Source organism: Enterobacter sp. WI-ESBL-E8 (genome assembly GCF_053364895.1).
Map to the genome: position 1 here is coordinate 3,238,022 of NZ_JBRWXJ010000001.1, position 22,040 is coordinate 3,260,061.

Here is a 22,040-nt window from a genome sequence, read left to right on the forward strand (position 1 = left end):
TGTTCTTACCCGCTTTTTTCTTCTCTGCTATACACTCTTACTAACGCTAAAAAAGGGAGCAGCGAGGATGGCAACCTATCCAGACAGTTTATTGATTCTCAATGGCAAAAGTGCCGGCAACGATGTGTTGCGTCAGGCAATTACCGAACTACGTGAAGACGGTGCGCGCATTCACGTGCGGGTGACGTTTGAAAAAGGCGACGCGGCACGGTACATCGATGAAGGCATCCGGCTGGGCGTCAAAACCATTATTTCCGGCGGCGGCGATGGCACGATCAATGAGATCGCCTCTGCGCTTATCGACCTGCCCACGACAAACCGCCCGGTAATGGGTATTTTACCGCTCGGCACCGCCAATGATTTTGCCACCAGCGCCGGGATCCCGGAGGAGTTAGAAAAAGCGCTCCAGCTGGCGATCCTCGGCAAAGCCACCGCCGTGGATATTGCTCAGGTGAATGACAAAACCTGCTTTATCAATATGGCAACCGGCGGGTTCGGCACGCGCATCACCAGTGAGACACCCGAAAAACTGAAGGCGGCGCTGGGCGGCGTGTCATATCTGATCCACGGCCTGATGCGCATGGACACCCTCAAGCCTGACCGCTGCGAAATTCGCGGCGAGGATTTTCAGTGGCAGGGTGACGCGCTGGTGATTGGCATTGGCAATGGCCGTCAGGCAGGCGGCGGACAGCAGCTATGCCCGGAAGCGCTGATCAATGACGGTCAGCTACAGCTGCGTATTTTCACGGGCGACGGCCTGCTGCCCGCGCTGTTTACCACGCTGACGCAGCCGGAAGAGAGCCCGAATATCATCGCCGGAAAATCGGCATGGTTTGAAGTGAATGCTCCGCACGGGATGACGTTTAACCTCGACGGAGAACCGCTGAGCGGGACGCAGTTCCGCATTGAGGTCTTGCCCGGCGCGCTGCAGTGCCGGCTGCCGCCGGACTGTGCGCTTCTGCGCTGATATTCAGCAAAGTGCGCAATGGTGCCCTCTCCCACCAGGCTGAGGGATCCCCGGTAATTTTTTAACCGGAAGCGGTGAATGTTGCTTCAGGAAAATGAATGGTGTACAGCGATGCCCTGGTCCGGCTGTAAATCGCCGAGGCGTTTCCGTAAGGCCGGGGCGAGGCGCAGGGATGCGCCGAGAGGGCGTGGCCTGCAGGGATGCAGGCTCATGCCCGACCCGATAGCCTGAAGGAATAAGCCGAGGGTACCGCGAAGCGGCGATTTACCGCCGGGAGCCCGGGTCGCCAGGGTGGTGGCGACTGAGCCACCCTGGCACGTTCACCGGTCATGTCGTTACAGAGTAGCAAGGAACATGAAGTGAACGGAATGACCACCAGAGCCGTATGTTCCCCCTCACCCCAGCCCTCTCCCTCAAGGGAGAGGGCGTCGTCCGTGCAGGCATTATTTTGTGGGAAATCCTCAGCCCAAATGGAGGCGTCAGGCAATCGTCACTTTACTATCCAGATAGACGTCCTGAACCGCATTAATCAACTTCACGCCGTCGGCCATCGATTTCTTAAACGCCTTACGGCCAAGGATCAGCCCCATGCCGCCAGCGCGTTTGTTGATAACCGCCGTACGAACCGCGTCTGACAGGTCAGTATCCCCGCCCGCCGCCCCGCCGGAGTTAATCAGCCCGGCGCGGCCCATATAGCAGTTCGCCAGCTGGTAGCGCACGAGGTCGATCGGGTTATCGCTGGTCAGCTTGCTGTAAACGCGGTCATCGGTGTAACCGAAGTTCACCGCTTTGTACCCGCCGTTATTCTCGGCCATTTTCTGCTTCACGATATCCGCGCCGATGGTGGCCGCCAGGTGGTTTGCCTGCCCGGTCAGGTCCGCGGACACGTGGTAATCCACGCCGTCTTTTTTGAACGCATTGTTACGCAGGTACGCCCACAGCACGGTCACCATGCCCAGCTCGTGCGCGCGCTCAAACGCCGCAGAGATCTCTTCAATCTGACGGCGAGACTGTTCAGAGCCGAAGTAAATCGTCGCCCCGACGGCCACCGCCCCCATATTGAAAGCCTGCTCGACGCTGGCGTAGAGCGTCTGGTCATATTCGGTGGGGTAGCTGAGGGTTTCATTGTGGTTCAGCTTCACGAGGAACGGAATGCGGTGGGCATAGCGACGCGAGACGGAGGCCAGCACGCCGTAGGTGGACGCCACGCAGTTACAGCCCGCTTCAATCGCCAGCTCAACGATGTTCTTCGGATCGAAATAAAGTGGATTCGCCGCGAAAGACGCGCCCGCCGAGTGCTCAACGCCCTGGTCTACCGGCAGAATAGAGAGATACCCCGTGCCGCCGAGCCGCCCGGTGTTGTAGAGGGTCTGCATGTTTCGCAGAACCGCAGGCGGACGGTTGTTATCGATCATCACGCGGTCAACGTAGTCGTGACCAGGCAGATACAGCTGGTCGGCTGGAATGGTCATACAACGATGCTGTAAAAGGCTGTCGGCGTCTTTGCCAAGCAACTGCGCAATATCAGTCATGTGATACTCCCGTAAGTCCGACGTCGTGTCGGTGTGTGTTTATCCAGTCCCATTATTTATGGGCAGACTAAGCCTGGTACCGACTTAACAGATTTTCCACCATTTGCATTTTTTTTCAGCACAATCTGCTGGCTCGATTCGTGTACAACAAAACTGTTACATTGATCAAACAATCGCCACAAAGGTATTTAAAAGGTATTATTCAGTGGTATGTTAAAGGCGTACCCTCTCTGACATGCAGGATTAAAAAATGAAAACGAAAGTCCAACTGTCATTCATGATGTTTGTTGAATGGTTTATCTGGGGAGCCTGGTTCGTGCCGCTGTGGCTGTGGCTGAGCAAAAGCGGGTTTACCGCCGGGGAAATCGGCTGGTCCTACGCCTGTACCGCGATTGCCGCAATCCTCTCCCCTATTCTTGTCGGCTCGCTGACGGACCGCTTCTTTGCCGCGCAGAAAGTGCTGGCGGTGCTGATGTTTGCCGGCGCGATTCTGATGTACTTCGCCGCACAGCAAACCCAGTTCAGCACCTTCTTCCCGCTGCTGCTGGTTTACTCCCTGACCTATATGCCCACCATCGCGCTGACCAACAGTATTGCCTTCGCCAACGTGGACGACGTCGAGGCCGATTTCCCGCGCATCCGCGTGATGGGCACGATCGGCTGGATCGCCTCCGGGCTGGCGTGCGGCTTCCTGCCGCAGATGCTGGGCTATAGCGATATTTCTGATACCAATATTCCGCTGCTGATGACCGCCGCCAGCTCCGCCCTGCTCGGCGTATTTGCCCTGTTCCTGCCGAACACCCCGCCGAAAAGCACCGGCAAGCTGGATATCAAAGTGATGCTGGGCCTGGATGCGCTGATCCTGCTGCGCGACAAAAACTTCCTGGTGTTCTTCTTCTGCTCGTTCCTGTTCGCCATGCCGCTGGCCTTCTATTACATCTTCGCCAACGGCTATCTCACCGAAGTGGGGATGAAAAATGCCACCGGCTGGATGACGCTCGGCCAGTTCTCCGAAATCTTCTTTATGCTGGCGCTGCCGTTCTTCACCAAACGCTTTGGTATTAAGAAGGTCTTACTGCTGGGCCTGATCACCGCCGCTATCCGCTACGGTTTCTTCGTTTACGGCGGTGCAGAGCAGTACTTTACCTATGCCCTGCTGTTCCTCGGCATTCTGCTACACGGGGTGAGCTACGACTTCTACTACGTAACCGCGTATATCTACGTGGACAAAAAAGCGCCGGTGCATATGCGCACCGCCGCGCAAGGCCTGATTACGCTGTGCTGTCAGGGGTTTGGTAGCCTGCTGGGTTACCGCCTCGGCGGCGTAATGATGGAAAAAATGTTCGCATACAAAGAGCCGGTGAATGGGTTGACCTTCAACTGGGCCGGAATGTGGGCATTCGGCGGGATCATGATTGCCGTGATTGCCGTGCTGTTTATGCTGTTTTTCCGCGAATCGGACAAAGAGATCACTGCAATTGAGGTGGTTGATGGCGATGCTGCGCTGACACAAGGGGAAGTTAAATGAAACAAGAACGTGTTCTCGGTGCCCTTTACGGGCAGGCGTTAGGGGATGCGATGGGCATGCCGTCGGAGCTGTGGCCGAGAAAGCGCGTCAAAGCGCACTTCGGCTGGATAGACCGCTTCTTACCCGGCCCGGCTGAGAATAACGCGGCCTGCTATTTCAGGCAGGCAGAGTTCACCGACGATACCTCAATGGCGCTGTGCCTGGCGGATGCGATTATTGAGTGCGAGGGGGAAATTAACGCGGATGTTATAGGCAAACATATTCTGCGCTGGGCGCTCGATTTCGACGCCTTTAACAAGAACGTGCTCGGCCCGACGTCAAAAATCGCGCTTAACGCGATTCGTGACGGAAAGCCGGTCAGCGAGCTGGAAAACAACGGTGTGACCAACGGGGCGGCGATGCGTGCCTCCCCGCTGGGCTGCCTGCTCCCGGCGACGCGGCTGGAACACTTTGTGGCGCAGGTGGCGCTGGCCTCCAGCCCGACCCATAAATCGGACCTCGCGATTGCCGGCGCGGTGGTGATTGCCTGGGCGGTGTCACGCGCTATCGACGGGGAAAGCTGGCAGAACATCGTCGATGCCCTGCCGGGTATCGCCCGCTACGCGCAGGAAGCGAAAACCACCACCTTCAGCGCGTCGCTGGCGGCACGGATTGAGCTGGCGCTGAAGACCGTGCGGGAAGCCAACGGCATCGACTCCGCCAGCGAGCAGATTTATCAGCTTATTGGCGCGGGAACCAGTACCGTTGAGTCCGTTCCGGCGGCCATCGCGATGGTCGAACTGGCGGGAACCGATCCGAACCGCTGCGCGGTGTTATGCGCCAATCTCGGCGGCGACACCGACACCATTGGCGCAATGGCGACGGCCATCTGCGGGGCGCTCCACGGCGTGCAGGCCATTGATCCGGCCCTCAAAGCCGAGCTCGACGCGGTTAACAAGCTCGATTTCGGCCATTACTGCGAGAAACTCCTGCACTACCGGGAGCAAAAGGAGGGCGTATGAATTCATTTGCCCAACGTCTCGATGCCCTGAACGCCGCGCGCCCGGTGACGGTGCTGGGCGCGGCGGTGATTGACGTCATCGCCGACGCCTACGCCCTGCCCTGGCGCGGGTGTGATATCGAGTTAAAACAGCAGGGGGTGAATATTGGCGGCTGCGCGCTGAACATTGCCATCGCCCTGAAGCGGCTCGGGATCGCCGCGCAAAACGCCCTGCCCGTCGGCCACGGCGTGTGGGCGGATATTATCCGTAACGCGATGGCAAAGCAGGATCTGCACAGCGCGGTGGAGGCCGAAACCGGCGACAACGGCTGGTGCCTGGCGCTGGTGGAGCCAGACGGCGAGCGCACCTTTATGTCGTTTAGCGGCGTGGAGAACCAGTGGCAGCAGCGCTGGCTTGATGCGCTTCACGTTCCGCAAAACAGCCTGGTCTATTTGTCCGGCTACCAGCTGGCCTCGCCGTGCGGCGAGCTGCTGACGGGCTGGCTGGAAGGGTTGCGGGACGTGACGGCGTTTATCGATTTCGGCCCTCGCATCGCGGATATCCCCGACGCGCTGATGGCGCGGATCATGGCCTGCAGGCCGATCGTGTCGCTCAACCGCCAGGAGGCGCAACTTGCCGCTGAACGGCTCGGCGTGGAGGTCGAAACGCTAGGAACACAGTGGCAGCAGCGCTTCGGCGCCGCACTGATTGTGCGGCATGATAAAGACGGTGCCGCCTGGTATGACGGCGACGCCTCGGGCGTTATTCCGGCATTCCCGGCTACGGTCGTGGACACCATTGGCGCAGGCGATAGCCATGCGGGCGGCACGCTTGCCGGGCTGGCGGCAGGATGGTCGCTGGCGGAAGCGGTGCAGCTCGGCAACGCGGTCGCCGCCTGGGTGGTCAGCCACCGCGGCGGCGATTGCGCCCCCACTCGCGAGGCATTACTCCTCGCACACAAAGACGTATAGATCGCTGCGGCAGTAGCTGATGCTGTACTCAATCGGCCGGTGTTGCTGATCGAGCGCGACCTGCTTGATCACCAGCACCGGTATTTTTTCATCCATCCTGATGTGCGCCTGAAACTCGCTATCCGGCATGCGGGCGCTGACGCGCGAGCGGGTGCGCTGCGGGAAGATATTCTGGCTGCGGAAGTAATCGTAGAGCGAGATACCGATCGCATCCGGATCGGGAATTAACCCGACCGGCACCCAGGACTCCTCAATAGAGACCGCGTCCTCGTCAACGTAGCGAATACGCTTGAGCAGGAACACCTCGCTCTCCGGGGGAATTGAAAGGTGATTCGCCACCTCTTCCGGACACTTCACCACCCGCTTGTTGACCCACAGGGTATTTGGCTTCTGGCCGCGCAGCACCACCTGCTGGGAAAAGCCGCGCGCCTCTTTGAGCGAGTATTCAAAGATGTTGTTAATTTGCGTGCCATAGCCGCGGGCGCGGGTCACCACGCCCTCTTCCTCAAGCGCCTGCATCGCTTTACGCACGGTGATGCGCGACACGCCGGTTAACTGACTCAGATCGCGCTCGCCGGGCAAAATATTCCCGTGCTCCAGCACCCCGCTGCGCACCGCGTTTTTTACCGTTTCGGCAAACTTCAGGTACAGCGGCGTGTTATCGGGCGCGGCGATCCGTTCATTCAGTTGAGCGATTAACCGGGTATGCGCTTGTTCCATCTCTGTTTTTCTCAGGCGTGGTGTGTCCTGCCAGTATAAGGCCTACCACCATGCATGAAAATGGTGAACCGGCCCAATACCGTGACCGACCTCCAGACTATCCGCTTTTGCCAGCGCCGCCGAGAGCCAGGCTTTCGCTTCCTGCACCGTATCGGCCCAGCTTTCATGCCGTGGGCGCAGCGCCGCCAGCGCGGCTGAGAGCGTGCACCCGGTGCCGTGGGTATTTTTGGTCTGCACGCGCGGCGCGGTGAAGCGCAGCTCGCCATCGCGGGTGAAGAGCCAGTCCGGGCTTTCAGCGTCATCCAGATGTCCGCCCTTCATCAGCACTGCCCCGCAGCCCATTGCCAGCAGCGCATTTCCCTGCTCTTTCATCTCGCGTTCAGTTTGCGCGTGCGGCGCACCTAACAGCGCGGCGGCTTCGGGCAGATTTGGCGTAATGAGCGCCACCTGCGGCAGCAGCTTTTTGCGCAGCGTCTCAACGGCGGAAGCGGAGAGCAGCGGGTCACCGCTTTTTGCCAGCATGACGGTATCCAGCACCACGTTTTGCACCTGATAGCGTTGAAGCCGTTCCGCCACCGCTTCAACAATATCCGTCTCGGCCAGCATGCCGATTTTGGTGGTATCGATGCGCACGTCGCTGAACACCGAATCCAGCTGCGCGGCGACAAAATCAGGCTCGATACGGTAGACCGACTGCACGCCGCGCGTGTTTTGCGCCACCAGCGCGGTAATGACCGAGCAGCCGTACGCGCCAAGCGCGGAGAACGTTTTCAGGTCGGCCTGAATGCCTGCGCCGCCGCTGGGATCGGTGCCGGCGATGGTCAGTGCGTTAATTCGCTTCATGCCTGCTCCTCCAGCGTGTAGAGCGCATCCAGGAACGCACTGGCAAAACTGCCCGGGCCACCAGACTGCGCAACGGCGACCGTTCCGGCCCGCTTCATCCATCCGCAGGCGGCGGTAACGTTATCCAGCCGATCGCCCGGCAGCGAGCAGCTCGCCGCCACAACGGCAGAGAGCGCACACCCGGTACCCACCACGCGCGTCATCAGCGGGTCACCGCCCGTGACCGTGCGGGTTCGCTGTCCGTCCGTGATATAATCCACCTCTCCGGTGACAACCACAATGGCATTAATCTGGCGGGCCAGCGCCTCGGCAGCAGGCACCGCGCTGGCGGCGGTGTCGGTGGTATCGACACCGCGCCCGCCCGCGCTCATGCCGGCAAGGGCCAGAATTTCGGAGGTATTGCCGCGAATGGCCGCCGGTTTCAGGGCGAGAATTTGATGGCAAAAACGGGTGCGGAACGCCAGGGCGCCCACTGCAACCGGGTCCAGCGTCCAGGGTTTTCCTGCCGCCACCGCGCCCTCAATCGCACGGCGCATCGACTGGGCGCGCGGCGACGTCAGCGTGCCAACGTTAATCAGCAGCGCATCGGCCATCCCGGCAAACTGTTCGGCCTCTTCGGCCTCAATCACCATCGCGGGGGATGCGCCAAGCGCCAGCAAAACGTTGGCCGTAAAAGTCTGCACGACATCGTTGGTCATACAATGGGTAAGCGGAGAACGGGTTCGGAAGTGGTGTAAAACGTGTAAATCGAGCAGGTCAGGCTGCATGGGTTCGCTCCTGCCTTGCGTGAAGAAGCGATGACCGGGAAGGCATCTGACTTCCCTACGCTGGCATTATCCAGATCAGGTAATACGGGTATTTCTCAGCCTTCACAAAGAAGGGCACCCCGAGTCAAAATACTTTTAAAACAATCGTTTACACATTAACTATATGTGAGCGTTTAGTGTAACCGGGGCCGCTGGTAGGGTGCAAGATTTTTCGATTTATCACAGCAGTGATCACCTTGAGGATATCTTAATCACGTAAAGACTCACAGGAAGTTGCTCACCCACTTGTACGCTGCTTAGCGTGCACAGAGCGGATGATTCACTTATAAGATTTCACCGTTAGCCTATATACCTTTCCCGGTTCCTCTTTATCATCTTAAGTTAATGTTTACATTTATATTTACGAATTTAATTATCATTGCCTGTAACATCTTTATTACTCAGCCATAGCAATTCAAGCGAGATACATTTTTACTAAATTTTCAATATAAATATTTTTTACAAGCAACAACCGAAAGACTGCCAGGCTCAATATGACCTTCATTCAAAACATAAGAAGAATTCGATAAAAAAGAATATAGAAAAATCCATAAATTTACATTAACTGTTTTAGAGATTTAGCATCATTTCCCGCCAAAACACTTAAGAATACTTTATATAATGGTGTTTTATGTTTTTTTCACACCTCATTCTCATAAAAAGCTATACACCTGTATTTATTGAGAAAATATCATTTCCTTCCCAACTAGCCAGATGAGCCACAGGTGCCACCCTTGATTTAGATCAACAATTAAAACTACACATTCATAGATAGTTACTACACGTTACGAAATAAGTTATTAAACCAAAATATCGAGATTATCGAGATATAACAATAAGTTATACCCTTGCACCAGGATAGCGCATTTACTTTAATTTTTTTGCTTACATTGATGATGAGAGTTTATAAATGAAGTCTTTAAATAAATCAGTTATTGCTGTTTTTGTAATGGGTAATGTGTTTGCTAGTATGGCTAATGCTGCTGATGTAAACGTAAACCTTAACGATAACGTTAACAACCCGGGTACTTTCATTCAGATTCAGGGGACTGACAACACCGCATATAACCTTGATAACATCAAGGCTAGCAACGTTCAGCAAGACGGGCAAATCTACAACCTGCAAGGCGATATTGCTAAAGCAAATATTGCCATTAATAACGCACAAGATACAGCTAACACGGCTGTGAATAAAGCTGATGCAGCTCAAGCTGGGGTTGATGCCAATACACTATTTATTACGACTCTGAATCAGAAAGTTGACGACAACAAAGCAGGTCAAAGTATCACCGACAGTAAGCAAGATATATTAATCAATGAAACCGGAAATAAAGCAAACACGGCTTTACAAGGTGTTGTTAAGAATGGCACTGATATTATCGACTTGCAAAATCAAAGCAAGTTGCAAGGTTCTGTATTAGCTAATCATGACCAACGTATTACCTCTTTAGAAAATGCGCCCAAGCCTACTAACGGCGTGGATGGTAAAGATGGCGCTAAGGGTGACACCGGTGCAACGGGTGCTACAGGTAAAGATGGTCTTGATGGTAAGAACGGTAGAGACGGGATTAACGGTAAAGATGGTAACAATGGTAAAGACGGTGTAACCACCACCATTAACAAAGTGGACATGGCGACACAAATTAAAGTAGCAGCTAATGCTGCTGCCATCGCATCCACTTCGACCCAGACTGCTAGCGTTGCTCAAGATCTGCAAGACGCTAAAAAAGTGTTTAGCCAGCAACAAGCTAACACTAACGCACAATTCAAATCATTACGTGATGAAGTGGACGGTAACAAGAAAGAAGCCCGCTCTGGTGCTGCAAGCGCAATTGCGATTGCCTCTATGCCACAAGTTGAAGCAGGCCAAAAAGTTATGTTCTCTGCTGGCGCTGGTAGTTTTAAAGACGAGCAAGCCGTAAGTGTTGGCGCCTCTTTTCATGCTGGAGCGGCTACGGTGAAAGCGGGTGTATCATCAAGCACTAATAACGATTTCGCGCTTGGGGCTGGCGTAGGTTTCGGATTCTAAGTAAAGCTCTTAATTCCAGTCACTTTACTGGGGGCTCTGATTAAGCGTTTTAATACGGAAAATCCCGCATTAAAATAAATTGCCAGTTAACCGACGTTAAGCAAAAAACTCGGCCATGATTGTTTAGTTAACTAACTATATATGATAGTACCAATGATAGCGAACATGACAAAGTACATTTTTATTTCTGTTATTCTGTATATTATTCTTTTAATTGTTGGTGCATGGATGGGGATTATGTATCAATCTTACTTCCATTGTGGAATTTAAAAGACATGAAAAAGTTTTTAGTTTACCTGCTCTCTTTAGTTGTAATAGCTATAGCAGATTTCATTAAATTTGAGGTATTAGGTCAATGAAAAAATTAATGATGTTAGCAATGATAGTCAGTGCCTTTTCTCTTCTTACCGGATGTTCTACTCCTGCTCAAATGGCACAACAAAGAATGAATGAGTGTGAAAGCAAGGGTATTAGTAAAGATACATGCTACCTGGTAGAGCAAAACCGCCAACAATCTTATAATGAAGCTGCTCAAAATGCAGCATGGGTTAATGCACGTGACGCTACTGCTGGGACTGGTATTTGGGCTAAGAAAGATGCTCTACAACATGCACAATCAGCACATAAACACCTTGCTAAAGGCTGCACCCAGGTTATGGATGCAAACGGACAATGTGATGTTAAGCCAGCGAAGACAAGCAATAGCTTTAAGCAGTTTTCCAGTGAAGCAGATCATGTCATGAATATGCCTATCTCTGATGCTGCTGAATATCTTCTTTCTAAAAGCTGGAAGCCTAATAACGGAGTATGGAGGAAATCAGACTACACATTAACGCTTGTAGTTGAAAATGAGAAAGTATTGAATGCACAACTTTCAAAATAATTCCCAGGGCCTCACATTAATTAAGCCTTTCGTATATTGCAAAAGCTGTCCTTAACCGATGGACGTTTTCAATTACATAACTTAAGAGCAAAAGTAAGTCATCGCTAAAAAAAGGCGACTCCGGTCGCCTTTTGTAATTTCTGGGATAGCTGAAACGCCGCATGCTCTTATCCAGATGTAACCCGTGTCAGCCTAATTGCCAGGCCCCGGCATCGATAAGCGCCGCCGTCCCGGTCCAGGCAAACAGCGCCAGCTCGCGGCAATCTTCATCAGGGTAAATACGGCTGCTAAGGCAGGCGTCTCCGTCATTCACAAACACCTCTACGGAAGAGCTGTCAAAGAACAGGCGCAGGTTTAGCGTGTCGTTCATATCCAGCGCGACGCTACGGGTCCCGCACAGGCCATACTGCGGGTAGTGGCGCTCCAGCACCAGGCGCTGCATCTGCGCATCAACATAGACGCGTAGCCCCGCTCCAAGTCGGATGCCGTATTGTTCCGCAGTGCTGTTTGCGCAGTCCCACTGCAGAATAACCTCCATCGCGTCGCAGCGTTCCAGCAGAGTCATCTGCTGATGGTTAAGCGTGCTAACCGGCCAGGGGAACCACGCGCCCCGAAGACCTTCGACCTCTCTGGCCGGCCGCATTTGCAGACGGTTATCCGCGCCAAGCGTCAGTTCGCGCGGTAAAGAGAGCATGCCTGCCCAGCCGTCCTCCTGTTCGGGCAGCGGGGATTCCCACATGTCCAGCCAGCCGATAACGATGCGGCGACCATCAGGCGTGAGGAAACTCTGTGGCGCGTAGAAATCATGCCCGCGATCCATCTCCACAAACTCACCTTCACGCACAAAAGGCTGACCGGGCTGCCACTCGCCCACCAGATAGCCGCTCTGGAAAAGATTGCGGTTTTCGAATCCTTCTGCCGCCATCCCCTGAGGTGAAAACATCAGCACGCGTTTACCGTTGAGGGTGAAAAAGTCCGGGCATTCCCACATGTAGCCCATCTCTTTTTCTGCCACCGCAAGCACGCCCATATCCTGCCAGGCGTGCAGATCCGCAGAACGATAAACGCGCACCTGGCCTGTATCACCGTCTCGCGCGCCGACAACCATGTACCAGCTCTCCCCTTCACGCCACACCTTCGGGTCGCGGAAGTGATGCAGGCCAGGCGGCGTGTCAACAATCATTCCCTGCCGGTCAAAATGAATGCCGTCGCGGCTGGTCGCCAGGCACTGCACCTGGTAGAGATTCGCCTCATCATCCGGATCGCCGTGGAATTTATGTCCGGTGTATATCAGCGCCAGCGTATCGCCATCCACCACCGCCGATCCGGAAAAACAGCCGTCCTTGTCTTCTGGCCCTTCCGGCGCCAGCGCAACCGGAAGGTGTTCCCAGTGAACCAAATCCTTGCTGCGCGCATGGCCCCAGTGCATGGGCCCCCACTGGGTGGAGTACGGATGATGCTGGTAAAAAGCGTGGTACCAGCCGTCAAACCAGACCAGGCCATTTGGGTCGTTCATCCAGCCAGCGCGCGCAGCGAGGTGGTAACGCGGATACCAGCGCAGGTTAAGCCCTTCGCGTCTGGACTGAAGTTCCTGCTCTGCTTTTGTAATGGAATACGTCATTTCTCTACTCTTTCAATCAGATGGTGGAAGGTTGCGTCATGAGCGGGTCAGAAGAGGACTTACCCGAGCGCAACAGGAAGATGGAGATAAACGTGGTGCTGAACACTAATAGCCCCATAATGAGATAGGACTGGGCAAAGCCGTATTTCTCATAGCTGTAACCGGCCAGCGGCGACAGGACCGAGGCAATTACCGAGCTTGTACAGGCAAAGCCCACCAGATAGAGGGTGGAAGAAAGCCGTTTATCAAAATGTAAGCTGTTGTATTTAAAGATGGAGACCAGCAATACGGGCAGTTCAACCGCGTGCAGTAGCTTGGTAATGGAGATAAGGACCGGCCCTTCAACCAGCCCCGATGCCACCATGCGCATCGCCATCACCATGCCCGCGAAAATCAGGCCATTCTTCGCGCCAAGACGATTCACCAGCCATGGCGCGCAGAACATGCCCGCTGCCTCAAGGAAAACCTGGAAGGAGTTGAGATAGCCGTACATGGCGTTCCCTTCCTGTAACGTCGGGAACTGGGAGGAGAAATAGACCGGGAACTGCTGGTCGTAAACGCCATAAATACAGGTGCCGATAACGAAAAACACCAGCGCCCAGAACCGCGGCAGCGTCAGCAGGCGCAAGGCATCTTCCAGCGTGACCTTACCGCCGGACACCGCTTCCTGCATGGCGTGCGGAGCGGAAGAGACCCTGAGACGCGCCAGCAAAACAAAAAACACCAGCCCTGCGCAGCTCGCGACGGCGAAGTTAAGCTTCGGGTTAATGTTAAACAGGAGCCCCGCGAAAAAGGTTGCTACCGCCCAGCCAAGCGATCCCCACATCCTCGCCTTGCCGAACTCAAACTGGCTCTGGCGGGCCACGCGCTCGGTATAGGACTCCAGTACCCCTATCCCGCCGTTAAACGTCAGGCCGATGTAAATCCCGCCGAAAATACTGCCGAGTAAAACGTTAATCTGCAGCAGATAGCCAAACAGCAAAAAGGCCGGACCAGAAAGAATGAGCAGGCTGGTCAGAAACCAGAGCAGATTCTTGCGCAGACCGAGTTTGTCCTGAATGAATCCATAGCAGATTTGAGCGAAAAGCGCGGAGACAGAAAGCACGGCATAGATAATGCCGGTATCGCCCGCCTTTAGGCCCACCTCCTGATGAAGCCAGATGGACAGCAAAGAGCCGGAAGAAGACCAGGTGACAAAAAAGAAAAACAGTAATGCGCTCAATAAGGGGTAGCTGTGAGAGTGATGCGTTTTCATCATGACATTCTCATGTTGGAGTAATGACGCAATGGTAACGTTAACATTAAACACTCCTCATGCGATTTAGATCAGATTCATGATGTTAATCACGAAAGTTAACGTTAACATTAAAGAAGTGAGATCGCGATCGACTATTCATCAATGATGTCTGTCTGACACCACTACTGCATACCCTTTCCTTTTACATCAGTCACTTAGTTGTATACTCTTTAACATGTGGCATTAACGGAGTAAGAAAATGGCTTCCCTGAAGGACGTCGCAAAGCTGGCTAACGTATCGCTGATGACCGTCTCACGCGCGCTTAACAGCCCGGAGCGCCTTAAGCCGGAAACGCTGGCGCGCGTACAGCAGGCTATCGAGCAGACCAGCTACGTGCCAGACCTCTCCGCCAAGAAAATTCGCGGCGCGCATGCCTCGCCGAAAACCATCGGCGTGCTGGCGCTCGATACGGTGACGACGCCTTTCTCGGTGGAGATTACGCTGTCCATAGAAGAGACGGCCAGAATGCACGGCTGGAACAGCTTCGTCATGAATATGTTTACCGATGACAACCCGGATGCGATCGTCGATCTGCTGCTCTCCCACCGCCCGGACGGGATTATTTACACCACAATGGGATTACGCCAGGTTCCTCTCCCTGCCAAGCTCCTCACCCTTCCCTGCGTGCTGGCCAACTGCGAAAGCGTCGGTGAACAGGTCGCCAGCTATATCCCTGATGATGAACAGGGGCAGTACGCCGCCGTGCAGGCGTTACTCGCCGAGGGCTATCGACAGCCCCTGTGCCTGCATTTACCGGCGGACCATCTGGCCACAACCCGGCGCCGCCGGGGGCTGGAGCGCGCATGCCGTGAAGCGGGGCTCGACCCGGACAGCCTGGAACATAGCTACATGGCGTTTGGCGACGAGCACTATCGCGACATTCCGTCAGCCGTGCGGGCGCGCATTCAGAAAGGCATTCCCCGGTTCGACTCCGTTATCTGCGGTAACGATCGTATTGCATTGATGGTGTACCAGACCCTGCTGGCGCAAGGGCTTCGCATCCCTGAAGATATCGCGGTTATCGGCTATGACAATATGGTGGGCATCGGAGAGCTCTTTCTCCCGCCTCTTTCAACGGTTCAGCTGCCGCATTATGAAATTGGCCGCCTGAGCGCCCTGCATATTATTAACGGTGAAACCCATCGCGAAACCACGCGCGTTGAGAGCCCATTTTTAATGCGTAATTCCGTTGCGCATCCATCATGACCACAACTTTTTGCACCTGTCGCAGAAATAAGCGTGCTAACGAGGCGGTCACCCTCCTTTTCAGTGAGCGAATGGCACGATTTGTCACACTCTTTTTTATGTTTTTACCGTCATAGCAGAAAGCACGTAACAGGCTGTTTTTATTTGCCATAAAGTGCAACTTCCTTTCTGAAAACGGGGATAATCCTTCCCCTGCGCCTCGTGTCACAAAACAGTAAACAAATTAACCATTGAGCCCCGTGGCAAAAGGCTCTATATTGGCGGCGTTTTTTTCAGGCCCCCCATCTGTTTTTTAACTTTTTATTCAATCGTGGCTCATAACGAAGCGGCGGTTGTAGGAGTGATATGATGACGGATAAAGTCCGTATTGACACCGTAGATGCCCACAAAAGCAACGAAACCTATCTGGCCCGTCAGGCCGAGTTTGAATCTAACGTCAGGAGTTATCCGCGCAAACTGCCTTTAGCAATCACTAAAGCAGAAGGCGTGTGGATCACCGATGCAGATAATAAAGAATACCTTGACTGTTTAGCAGGCGCAGGCACCCTTGCGCTTGGCCATAACCATCCTGATGTGCTGAAAAGCATCCAAAATGTCATTACCAGCGGCTTGCCGTTACATACCCTGGATCTGACAACGCCTCTGAAAGACGCGTTTTCTGAATACCTGCTCTCTCTGCTGCCTGGTCAGGGCAAAGAGTACTGCCTGCAGTTCACCGGTCCATCCGGTGCTGACGCCGTTGAAGCGGCGCTGAAGCTGGCGAAAAAAGTAACCGGCCGTAGCGGTATCATCAGCTTCTCTGGTGGTTACCACGGCATGACTCACGGCGCGCTGTCCGTGACCGGCAACCTGTCTCCGAAAGAAGCGGTTGACGGTATGATGCCAGAAGTGCAGTTCATGCCTTACCCGCACGAGTACCGCTGCCCGCTGGGTATCGGTGGTGAAGCGGGCGTGAAAGCGCTGACCTACTACTTCGATAACCTGATCAACGACGTTGAAAGCGGCGTGCGCAAACCTGCTGCCGTCATCCTGGAAGCGGTTCAGGGCGAAGGCGGCGTGAACCCGGCTCCGGCTGAGTGGCTGCAGCGCATCCGTAAAGTCACTCAGGAACACGGCATTCTGCTGATCCTCGACGAAGTTCAGGCTGGCTTTGCCCGTACCGGTAAATTCTTCGCCTTCGAACACGCTGGCATTGAGCCAGACATCATCGTGATGTCTAAAGCTGTCGGTGGCGGTCTGCCGCTGGCCGTGCTCGGTATCAAAAAGCAGTTCGATGCATGGGCGCCAGGTCACCACACCGGTACCTTCCGCGGCAACCAGCTGGCGATGGCAACCGGTCTGACGACGTTGAAAATCCTGAAAGACCAGAACATCGCAGGCAAAGTGGCTGCGCAAGGCGAATGGCTGAAAGGCCAGCTGAAAGAGATGGCGAAACGTTATCCGGTTATCGGCCACGTTCGCGGTCTGGGCATGATGATCGGTATCGAGATCGTTAAGCCGCACGAAGCCGCTGACCACATGGGCTGCTTCCCGGGCGACGGCGAGCTGTCTGCACTGATTCAGAAGAAGTGCTTCGAAGCCGGTCTGATTCTGGAGCGCGGTGGCCGTAACGGTATCGTTCTGCGTCTGCTGCCTTCTCTGCTGATCAGCGATGAAGAGCTGAAGATCTTCCTGGATAAATTCGAGCAGGCGCTGCTTGCTGCGGGCGTTCGCCCGGCGTAACCGGAGTTGTTGATTACGATGTCTGATTCAAACCCAATTTTGTTCTCCTCTGCGCAGAGCATTGAAGCTTACCAGCAGGCGATTGAACAAAGCACTCAGGCTGTGATGCAGTGGCTGAAACAGCCTGAGATGTACCAGGGCAAAACGGTCGCGGAACTGCGCGACCGCATTAAGCTGGATTTCAACCCGAAAGGGCTGGGCAACGAAGCGGCGATTGAACGCGCCGTGGAGTTCTTCCTGAAAGACAGCCTGTCTGTTCATCACCCGCAGTGCGTGGCGCACCTGCACTGCCCAAGCCTGGTGGTAAGCCAGGCGGCGGAAGTGCTGATCAACGCCACTAACCAGAGTATGGACTCCTGGGATCAAAGCCCGTCCGCAACCATCATCGAGATCAAACTGATCGAATGGCTGCGTACCCGCGTGGGTTATCAGGCTGGCGACGCCGGTGTCTTCACCAGCGGCGGCACCCAGAGCAACCTGATGGGCCTGATGCTGGCCCGCGATGCGTTCTTTGCGCGTCAGGGTCACTCCGTTCAGCAGGACGGCCTGGTTGGCGATCTGCGTAAAATCCGCGTGCTGTGCTCCGAGAACGCGCACTTCTCCGTGCAGAAGAACATGGCGCTGATGGGTCTGGGCTACCAGTCCGTCGTGCAGGTGAAAACGGACGAATTCTCCCGTATGGATCTGACCGATCTGGCGGCGAAAATTGCGCAGTGCAACGCGAACGGCGAACAGATTCTGGCGATTGTCGCGACGGCAGGTACCACCGATGCCGGTGCTATCGACCCGCTGCGTGCCATTGCAGAACTGGCGGCGAAGCAGAACATCTGGGTACACGTTGATGCGGCCTGGGGCGGCGCGCTGCTGATGTCTGAGCAGTATCGTCACTACCTGGACGGCATTGAGCTGGTGGATTCCGTTACCCTGGACTTCCACAAGCAGTTCTTCCAGACCATCAGCTGCGGCGCGTTCCTGCTGAAAGAAGCGCGCCACTATGAGCTGATGCGCTACCAGGCGGCCTACCTGAACTCCGAGTTCGACGAAGAGGCAGGCGTGCCAAACCTGGTGTCCAAATCTCTGCAGACCACCCGTCGTTTCGACGCTCTGAAGCTGTGGATGAGCCTGGAAGCGCTGGGTCAGGAGCAGTACGCGGCGATCATCGATTGCGGCGTAACGCTGGCACAGCAGGTTGCGGCTTACGTGAAGGAGCAGCCTGCTCTGGAACTGGTAATGCAGCCACAGCTGGCAAGCGTTCTGTTCCGCTTCCGCGGACAGGTCCAGATGGACGACGCGGGTATCGCCCTGCTGAACCAGAAAATTGGTGATGCGCTGCTGGAATCCGGCCGTGCAAACGTCGGCGTGACCGAGCATAACGGCGTAACCTGCCTGAAGCTGACGCTGCTGAACCCAACCGTGACGCTGGAGGATATTAAAATCCTGCTGTCGCTGGTTGAGCGTACCGCGCAGGAAATTCTGGCTAAGTAATGCAAAACCCCTCTTCCGCCGGAAGAGGGGTTATCTTTATACGCCTGCCCACCACATCCTGATTTTTAATCCCCAGTAGCTCGTCCAGCCCGTCGTGGTGCTGACAACGTTCCCCTTCGATACAATGACCAGCGTCGGCGTCACGCTTACCTGCCATTCCTGCGACAGCGTGCCGTTTTCATCGTTTATCACCGGCATTTTCAGCTGTTTCTTTTCAACCCAGCGCTCAAGCTTCGCGTTATCACCGGAACGCATGGCAATACTCACCACGTTCCCGCCCTCTTCTGCCAGCTGATTAACCGCAGGCGTCGTGTAGCGGCAAATGCTGCACCAGGTGGCCCAGACATAAATCAGCAGCGGGCGATCCTGGCTGAGCGCCGCGATGTCGTGCATCTTGCCGTCAATGCTCTGCATTGGGGTTGCGCTAAAGCTGGCGGGCAACGTCGGCTTGCGGTACCGATCCACGCCCCACACCACGACCAGCGTCAGCAGAACGAGAATGATCCCTTCCCGCGCCCAGCGGCGCAGTCGACTCATTTTGCGGTTGTCCATTGTGACCTCTTGATTTAACGAAGGTCATCTTAGCGGGCTGCGCGCCGCCGCGCTGTAAAGAAGTGTCGCGCTACTTCGTGCGTAAGGTGTCGACCATCAGCGTAAAGCAGGATTCAATGAGCGGGGGAAGCGCCTGCGGGGCACGCATCAGCGCCACCGTGCGGGACAGGGCCGGCTGCTGGAGATGAACCACCTTAAGCTGCGGATCCTGCAGATGGGTGGTATAAAGCTGCGGTAAGATCGCCACAGCCAGTTTCGAACGCACCAGGCCGTAGAGCGTCTCGATATAGTCCAGCTGATAGCGCGTCTGCAGCGAAAGACGATGGCTTTCGGCAAGCGCATTGACCAGCCGCTGGATGTTGCCTTTGGAGAAGACGGCAATATCCCGGCCCACCAGCTGTTTCCAGGGCACGTGCGCCGACGCGGCCAGCGGATCGTCGCAGTGGAACACCGCCACAAACGGATCCTCCTGCAGCGGGAACACGTCCAGCTCTTCGGGTACCGAACTGTCCAGCGCCCCGATGCCAAAATCAATCTGCCCTTTCAGGAGCTGCGCCACCAGCGCATCGTTGGTTTGATCGTGAAACTCCACCCGGAGGCGTGGAAAAGCCTGGGCAAGCGTCTGCGGCAGCAGCGGAAACAGCAGCGAGCTGACGGAAGGCACCAGGCCGATACGCACCGTGCCGTCGCCGCCGGCCTGCACAATCTGCTGCATATCATCAAACGCAAGCTGCGCCACGCTGAGCACCCGCTGCGCGTGCGGTAAAATGGCGTTGCCCAGCTCGGTCAGCGTGACTGACGACGCGGTACGGTTGACCAGCTTGCCGCCGAGCACCGTTTCGATTTGCCGCAGGGCGCTGCTGAGCGCAGGCTGGCTGATGGCCAGTTTACTGGCGGTATCCGTAAAATGACGCAGCTGCGCCAGGGTGACAAAATACTGTAACTGCCGAAGGGAGAGCGCAGGCAAGCGCTGCCAGGGTTCCGTCATGATTATCCATTACACGCGTCAAAGAATAACCCGGGGTTATCGGGCGATAAATTTTATCAGCTGGGCAAACGTTTGCCGGGTGCATAGAGTAACGTCAATATTTCAATGCTGGAACTGTTAATTGCATGACTGCCGAAACCCGACGCCGCGCCGTTCAGGCCGCACGAGGCGAAACGCCATTTGACCTGCTGCTTACCCATACCCGAATTGTCGATATGGCAACCGGTGAGATCCGCGAGGCGGACGTGGGTATTGTCGGCTCGCTTATCGCCAGCGTCCACCCGCGCGGCAGCCGTGACGATGCGCTCGAGACACACGAGCTGAACAACCAGTTCCTCTCGCCGGGCCTTATGGATACGCATGTTCACCTTGAAAGCTCGCACCTGCTGCCCGCGCGCTACGCGGAGATCGTGCTGGCCCAGGGCACCACGGCGGTCTTCTGGGATCCACACGAGCTGGCAAACGTGCTCGGGATGAATGGCGTCCGTTTCGCGATTGAGGCCAGCCGTAACCTGCCGCTGCAGGTGATGGTCGCGGCGCCCTCAAGCGTGCCTTCCACGCCGGGGCTGGAGATGTCCGGCGCGGACTTTGCGGGCGAAGAGATGAATACCCTGCTCGGCTGGCCGGAGGTGCGCGGCGTGGCGGAGGTGATGGATATGCACGGGGTGCTGAACGGCAGCCAGCGTATGCTGGAGATCCTGCAGGCCGGCCTGGAAAGCGGGAAGCTCATTGAAGGCCACGCGCGTGGACTCAGCGGCGCCGATTTACAGGCGTATCTGGCGGCGGGCGTCACCTCTGACCATGAGCTCACCTCCGCCGAGGACGCGCTGGAAAAGTTGCGCGCCGGGCTGACGCTGGAGATCCGCGGTTCGCATCCCTATCTGCTGCCCGAGATTGTCAGCGCCCTGAAAACGCTGCCGCATCTCTCGTCACAAATCACGGTCTGCACCGATGACGTTCCGCCTGACGTGCTGCTGGAAAAAGGCGGTATTATCGCCCTGCTCAACCTGCTGATTGAACACGGTCTTCCGGCGACAGACGCGCTGCGGTTTGCCACCCTGAATGCCTCCCTTCGCCTGCAGCGCAACGACCTCGGACTGATTGCCGCCGGTCGACGCGCGGACCTGGTGGTGTTCGACTCCCTGGAAAAACTGACGGCTCGCCGGGTGTACGTCGCCGGAAAATGCATTGCCCGCGACGGGGAGATGGTCGAGCCTATCGCTGACACGCCGCTGGCGCTGCCGCGTGATACCGTGCGCCTGACGTCCCTGGCCGCCAGTGATTTTTCCATGCGCATCGATAACGCGAAACACGGCGTTGCGCGCCTGCGCCATATCAGCGGCGCGCGTTTTACCCGCTGGGGCGAAACTGACGCCCGGGTTCGTCACGGACGCGTTGAAATACCGGCTGGCTTTAGCCTGATCTGGGTTCAGCACCGCCACGCGCGCCATGCGGCAACGCCGCAAATCGCGCTGCTGGAAGGCTGGGGAGAGCTGCGGGGAGCCATTGCCACCAGCTACTCCCACGACTCGCATAATCTGGTAGTGCTGGGCCGCGATCCCGACGATATGGCGCTGGCCGCCAACACGCTAATCGAGAGCGGCGGCGGCATGGCGCTGGTCCAAAACGGTCGCGTCATCGCGCATGTTGCAATGCCGATCGCAGGCATGCTGTCAGAGCTTCCCCCTGCCGAGCTGGCCCGCCAGTTCAGCGAATTACGCGATCGCAGCAGCCAGGTTGCCGACTGGGAGCCGCCGTACCGGGTCTTTAAAGCTATTGAAGGAACCTGCCTTGCGTGTAACGCCGGGCCGCATCTGACCGATCTTGGACTGACCGACGGCAGCACGCGTCAGATTGTCAATCCGCTGATTTCTTACCGGGAAACCCCGGACACCACACAATGATACCG

The 22,040-nt window shown here is 55.9% G+C and carries 18 protein-coding genes and 1 riboswitch; of the genes, 10 read left to right on the top strand and 8 right to left on the bottom strand.

Annotated elements, in window-relative coordinates; genetic code table 11:
- Positions 1-67: 67 nt before the first annotated feature.
- The gene (gene yegS / locus ACWHWP_RS15395) at positions 68-967 is read left to right on the top strand and encodes a lipid kinase YegS (protein ID WP_447855952.1); all 900 of its coding nucleotides are present in this window, start codon (positions 68-70) and stop codon (positions 965-967) included.
- Between the two features lie 479 nt (positions 968-1,446).
- Here the strand turns inward: yegS and fbaB are convergent, their stop codons facing one another.
- Complete coding sequence (gene fbaB / locus ACWHWP_RS15400) at positions 1,447-2,499, bottom strand: class I fructose-bisphosphate aldolase (protein ID WP_023312424.1); 1,053 nt, start codon at positions 2,497-2,499, stop codon at positions 1,447-1,449.
- Between the two features lie 250 nt (positions 2,500-2,749).
- Between fbaB and ACWHWP_RS15405 the strand changes: the two genes are divergently transcribed.
- The 3 genes from ACWHWP_RS15405 to ACWHWP_RS15415 are packed head-to-tail and all read left to right on the top strand — an operon-like array spanning position 2,750 to position 5,978.
- Complete coding sequence (locus tag ACWHWP_RS15405) at positions 2,750-4,027, top strand: nucleoside permease (protein WP_047346517.1); 1,278 nt, start codon at positions 2,750-2,752, stop codon at positions 4,025-4,027.
- Complete coding sequence (locus ACWHWP_RS15410) at positions 4,024-5,028, top strand: ADP-ribosylglycohydrolase family protein (protein ID WP_059311130.1); 1,005 nt, start codon at positions 4,024-4,026, stop codon at positions 5,026-5,028. Before ACWHWP_RS15405 ends, ACWHWP_RS15410 begins: the two co-directional genes overlap by 4 nt.
- Entirely contained in the window at positions 5,025-5,978 is a 954-nt protein-coding gene (locus ACWHWP_RS15415; protein WP_059311460.1) for a PfkB family carbohydrate kinase, read from the top strand. The genes ACWHWP_RS15410 and ACWHWP_RS15415 overlap by 4 nt, the downstream gene beginning before the upstream one ends.
- On the opposite strand, the gene ACWHWP_RS15420 is transcribed toward ACWHWP_RS15415, so the two are convergent.
- Genes ACWHWP_RS15420 through thiM form a run of 3 tightly spaced genes read right to left on the bottom strand, consistent with a single transcriptional unit; the run spans position 5,952 to position 8,308 of the window.
- Positions 5,952-6,698, bottom strand: a complete 747-nt coding sequence (locus ACWHWP_RS15420; protein ID WP_047346520.1) for a GntR family transcriptional regulator — start codon at positions 6,696-6,698, stop codon at positions 5,952-5,954. The genes ACWHWP_RS15415 and ACWHWP_RS15420 overlap by 27 nt on opposite strands.
- Before the next feature lie 42 nt (positions 6,699-6,740).
- On the bottom strand, positions 6,741-7,541 hold the full coding sequence (gene thiD / locus ACWHWP_RS15425; protein ID WP_063431391.1) for a bifunctional hydroxymethylpyrimidine kinase/phosphomethylpyrimidine kinase: 801 nt from the start codon (positions 7,539-7,541) through the stop codon (positions 6,741-6,743).
- Positions 7,538-8,308, bottom strand: a complete 771-nt coding sequence (thiM, locus tag ACWHWP_RS15430) for a hydroxyethylthiazole kinase (RefSeq protein WP_447855953.1) — start codon at positions 8,306-8,308, stop codon at positions 7,538-7,540. Before thiM ends, thiD begins: the two co-directional genes overlap by 4 nt.
- Positions 8,309-8,343: 35 nt before the next feature.
- A riboswitch (TPP riboswitch) is annotated at positions 8,344-8,440 on the bottom strand.
- A gap of 817 nt (positions 8,441-9,257) precedes the next feature.
- Between thiM and ACWHWP_RS15435 the strand changes: the two genes are divergently transcribed.
- Together ACWHWP_RS15435 and ACWHWP_RS15440 are read left to right on the top strand one after the other, a co-directional pair.
- Entirely contained in the window at positions 9,258-10,376 is a 1,119-nt protein-coding gene (locus tag ACWHWP_RS15435) for a YadA-like family protein (protein WP_447855954.1), read from the top strand.
- A gap of 355 nt (positions 10,377-10,731) precedes the next feature.
- The gene (locus tag ACWHWP_RS15440) at positions 10,732-11,259 is read left to right on the top strand and encodes a hypothetical protein (protein WP_186437541.1); all 528 of its coding nucleotides are present in this window, start codon (positions 10,732-10,734) and stop codon (positions 11,257-11,259) included.
- Between the two features lie 187 nt (positions 11,260-11,446).
- Here the strand turns inward: ACWHWP_RS15440 and ACWHWP_RS15445 are convergent, their stop codons facing one another.
- On the bottom strand, positions 11,447-12,880 hold the full coding sequence (locus tag ACWHWP_RS15445; RefSeq protein WP_447855955.1) for a glycoside hydrolase family 32 protein: 1,434 nt from the start codon (positions 12,878-12,880) through the stop codon (positions 11,447-11,449).
- A gap of 16 nt (positions 12,881-12,896) precedes the next feature.
- On the bottom strand, positions 12,897-14,138 hold the full coding sequence (locus ACWHWP_RS15450) for an oligosaccharide MFS transporter (protein WP_447855956.1): 1,242 nt from the start codon (positions 14,136-14,138) through the stop codon (positions 12,897-12,899).
- Positions 14,139-14,376: 238 nt separating this feature from the next.
- On the opposite strand from ACWHWP_RS15450, the gene ACWHWP_RS15455 reads away from it, so the two are divergent.
- From ACWHWP_RS15455 to ACWHWP_RS15465, 3 genes are all read left to right on the top strand, one after another.
- A complete protein-coding gene (locus ACWHWP_RS15455) occupies positions 14,377-15,384 on the top strand; it encodes a LacI family DNA-binding transcriptional regulator (RefSeq protein WP_429054342.1) in 1,008 nt (335 codons plus the stop codon).
- Positions 15,385-15,729: 345 nt separating this feature from the next.
- Entirely contained in the window at positions 15,730-17,106 is a 1,377-nt protein-coding gene (locus ACWHWP_RS15460; protein WP_014884533.1) for a diaminobutyrate--2-oxoglutarate transaminase, read from the top strand.
- An 18-nt stretch (positions 17,107-17,124) separates the two neighbouring features.
- Positions 17,125-18,591: a pyridoxal phosphate-dependent decarboxylase family protein gene (locus ACWHWP_RS15465; RefSeq protein ID WP_447855957.1), complete on the top strand. Its 1,467-nt coding sequence runs from the start codon at positions 17,125-17,127 to the stop codon at positions 18,589-18,591.
- A 36-nt stretch (positions 18,592-18,627) separates the two neighbouring features.
- Here ACWHWP_RS15465 and ACWHWP_RS15470 read toward each other — a convergent pair whose 3' ends face one another.
- Positions 18,628-19,143: a protein disulfide oxidoreductase gene (locus ACWHWP_RS15470; RefSeq protein WP_072250658.1), complete on the bottom strand. Its 516-nt coding sequence runs from the start codon at positions 19,141-19,143 to the stop codon at positions 18,628-18,630.
- Between the two features lie 70 nt (positions 19,144-19,213).
- Positions 19,214-20,134: a LysR family transcriptional regulator gene (locus ACWHWP_RS15475; RefSeq protein WP_165587279.1), complete on the bottom strand. Its 921-nt coding sequence runs from the start codon at positions 20,132-20,134 to the stop codon at positions 19,214-19,216.
- Between the two features lie 122 nt (positions 20,135-20,256).
- Between ACWHWP_RS15475 and ACWHWP_RS15480 the strand changes: the two genes are divergently transcribed.
- Entirely contained in the window at positions 20,257-22,035 is a 1,779-nt protein-coding gene (locus ACWHWP_RS15480; RefSeq protein ID WP_447855958.1) for an adenine deaminase, read from the top strand.
- Positions 22,036-22,040 lie beyond the last annotated feature (5 nt).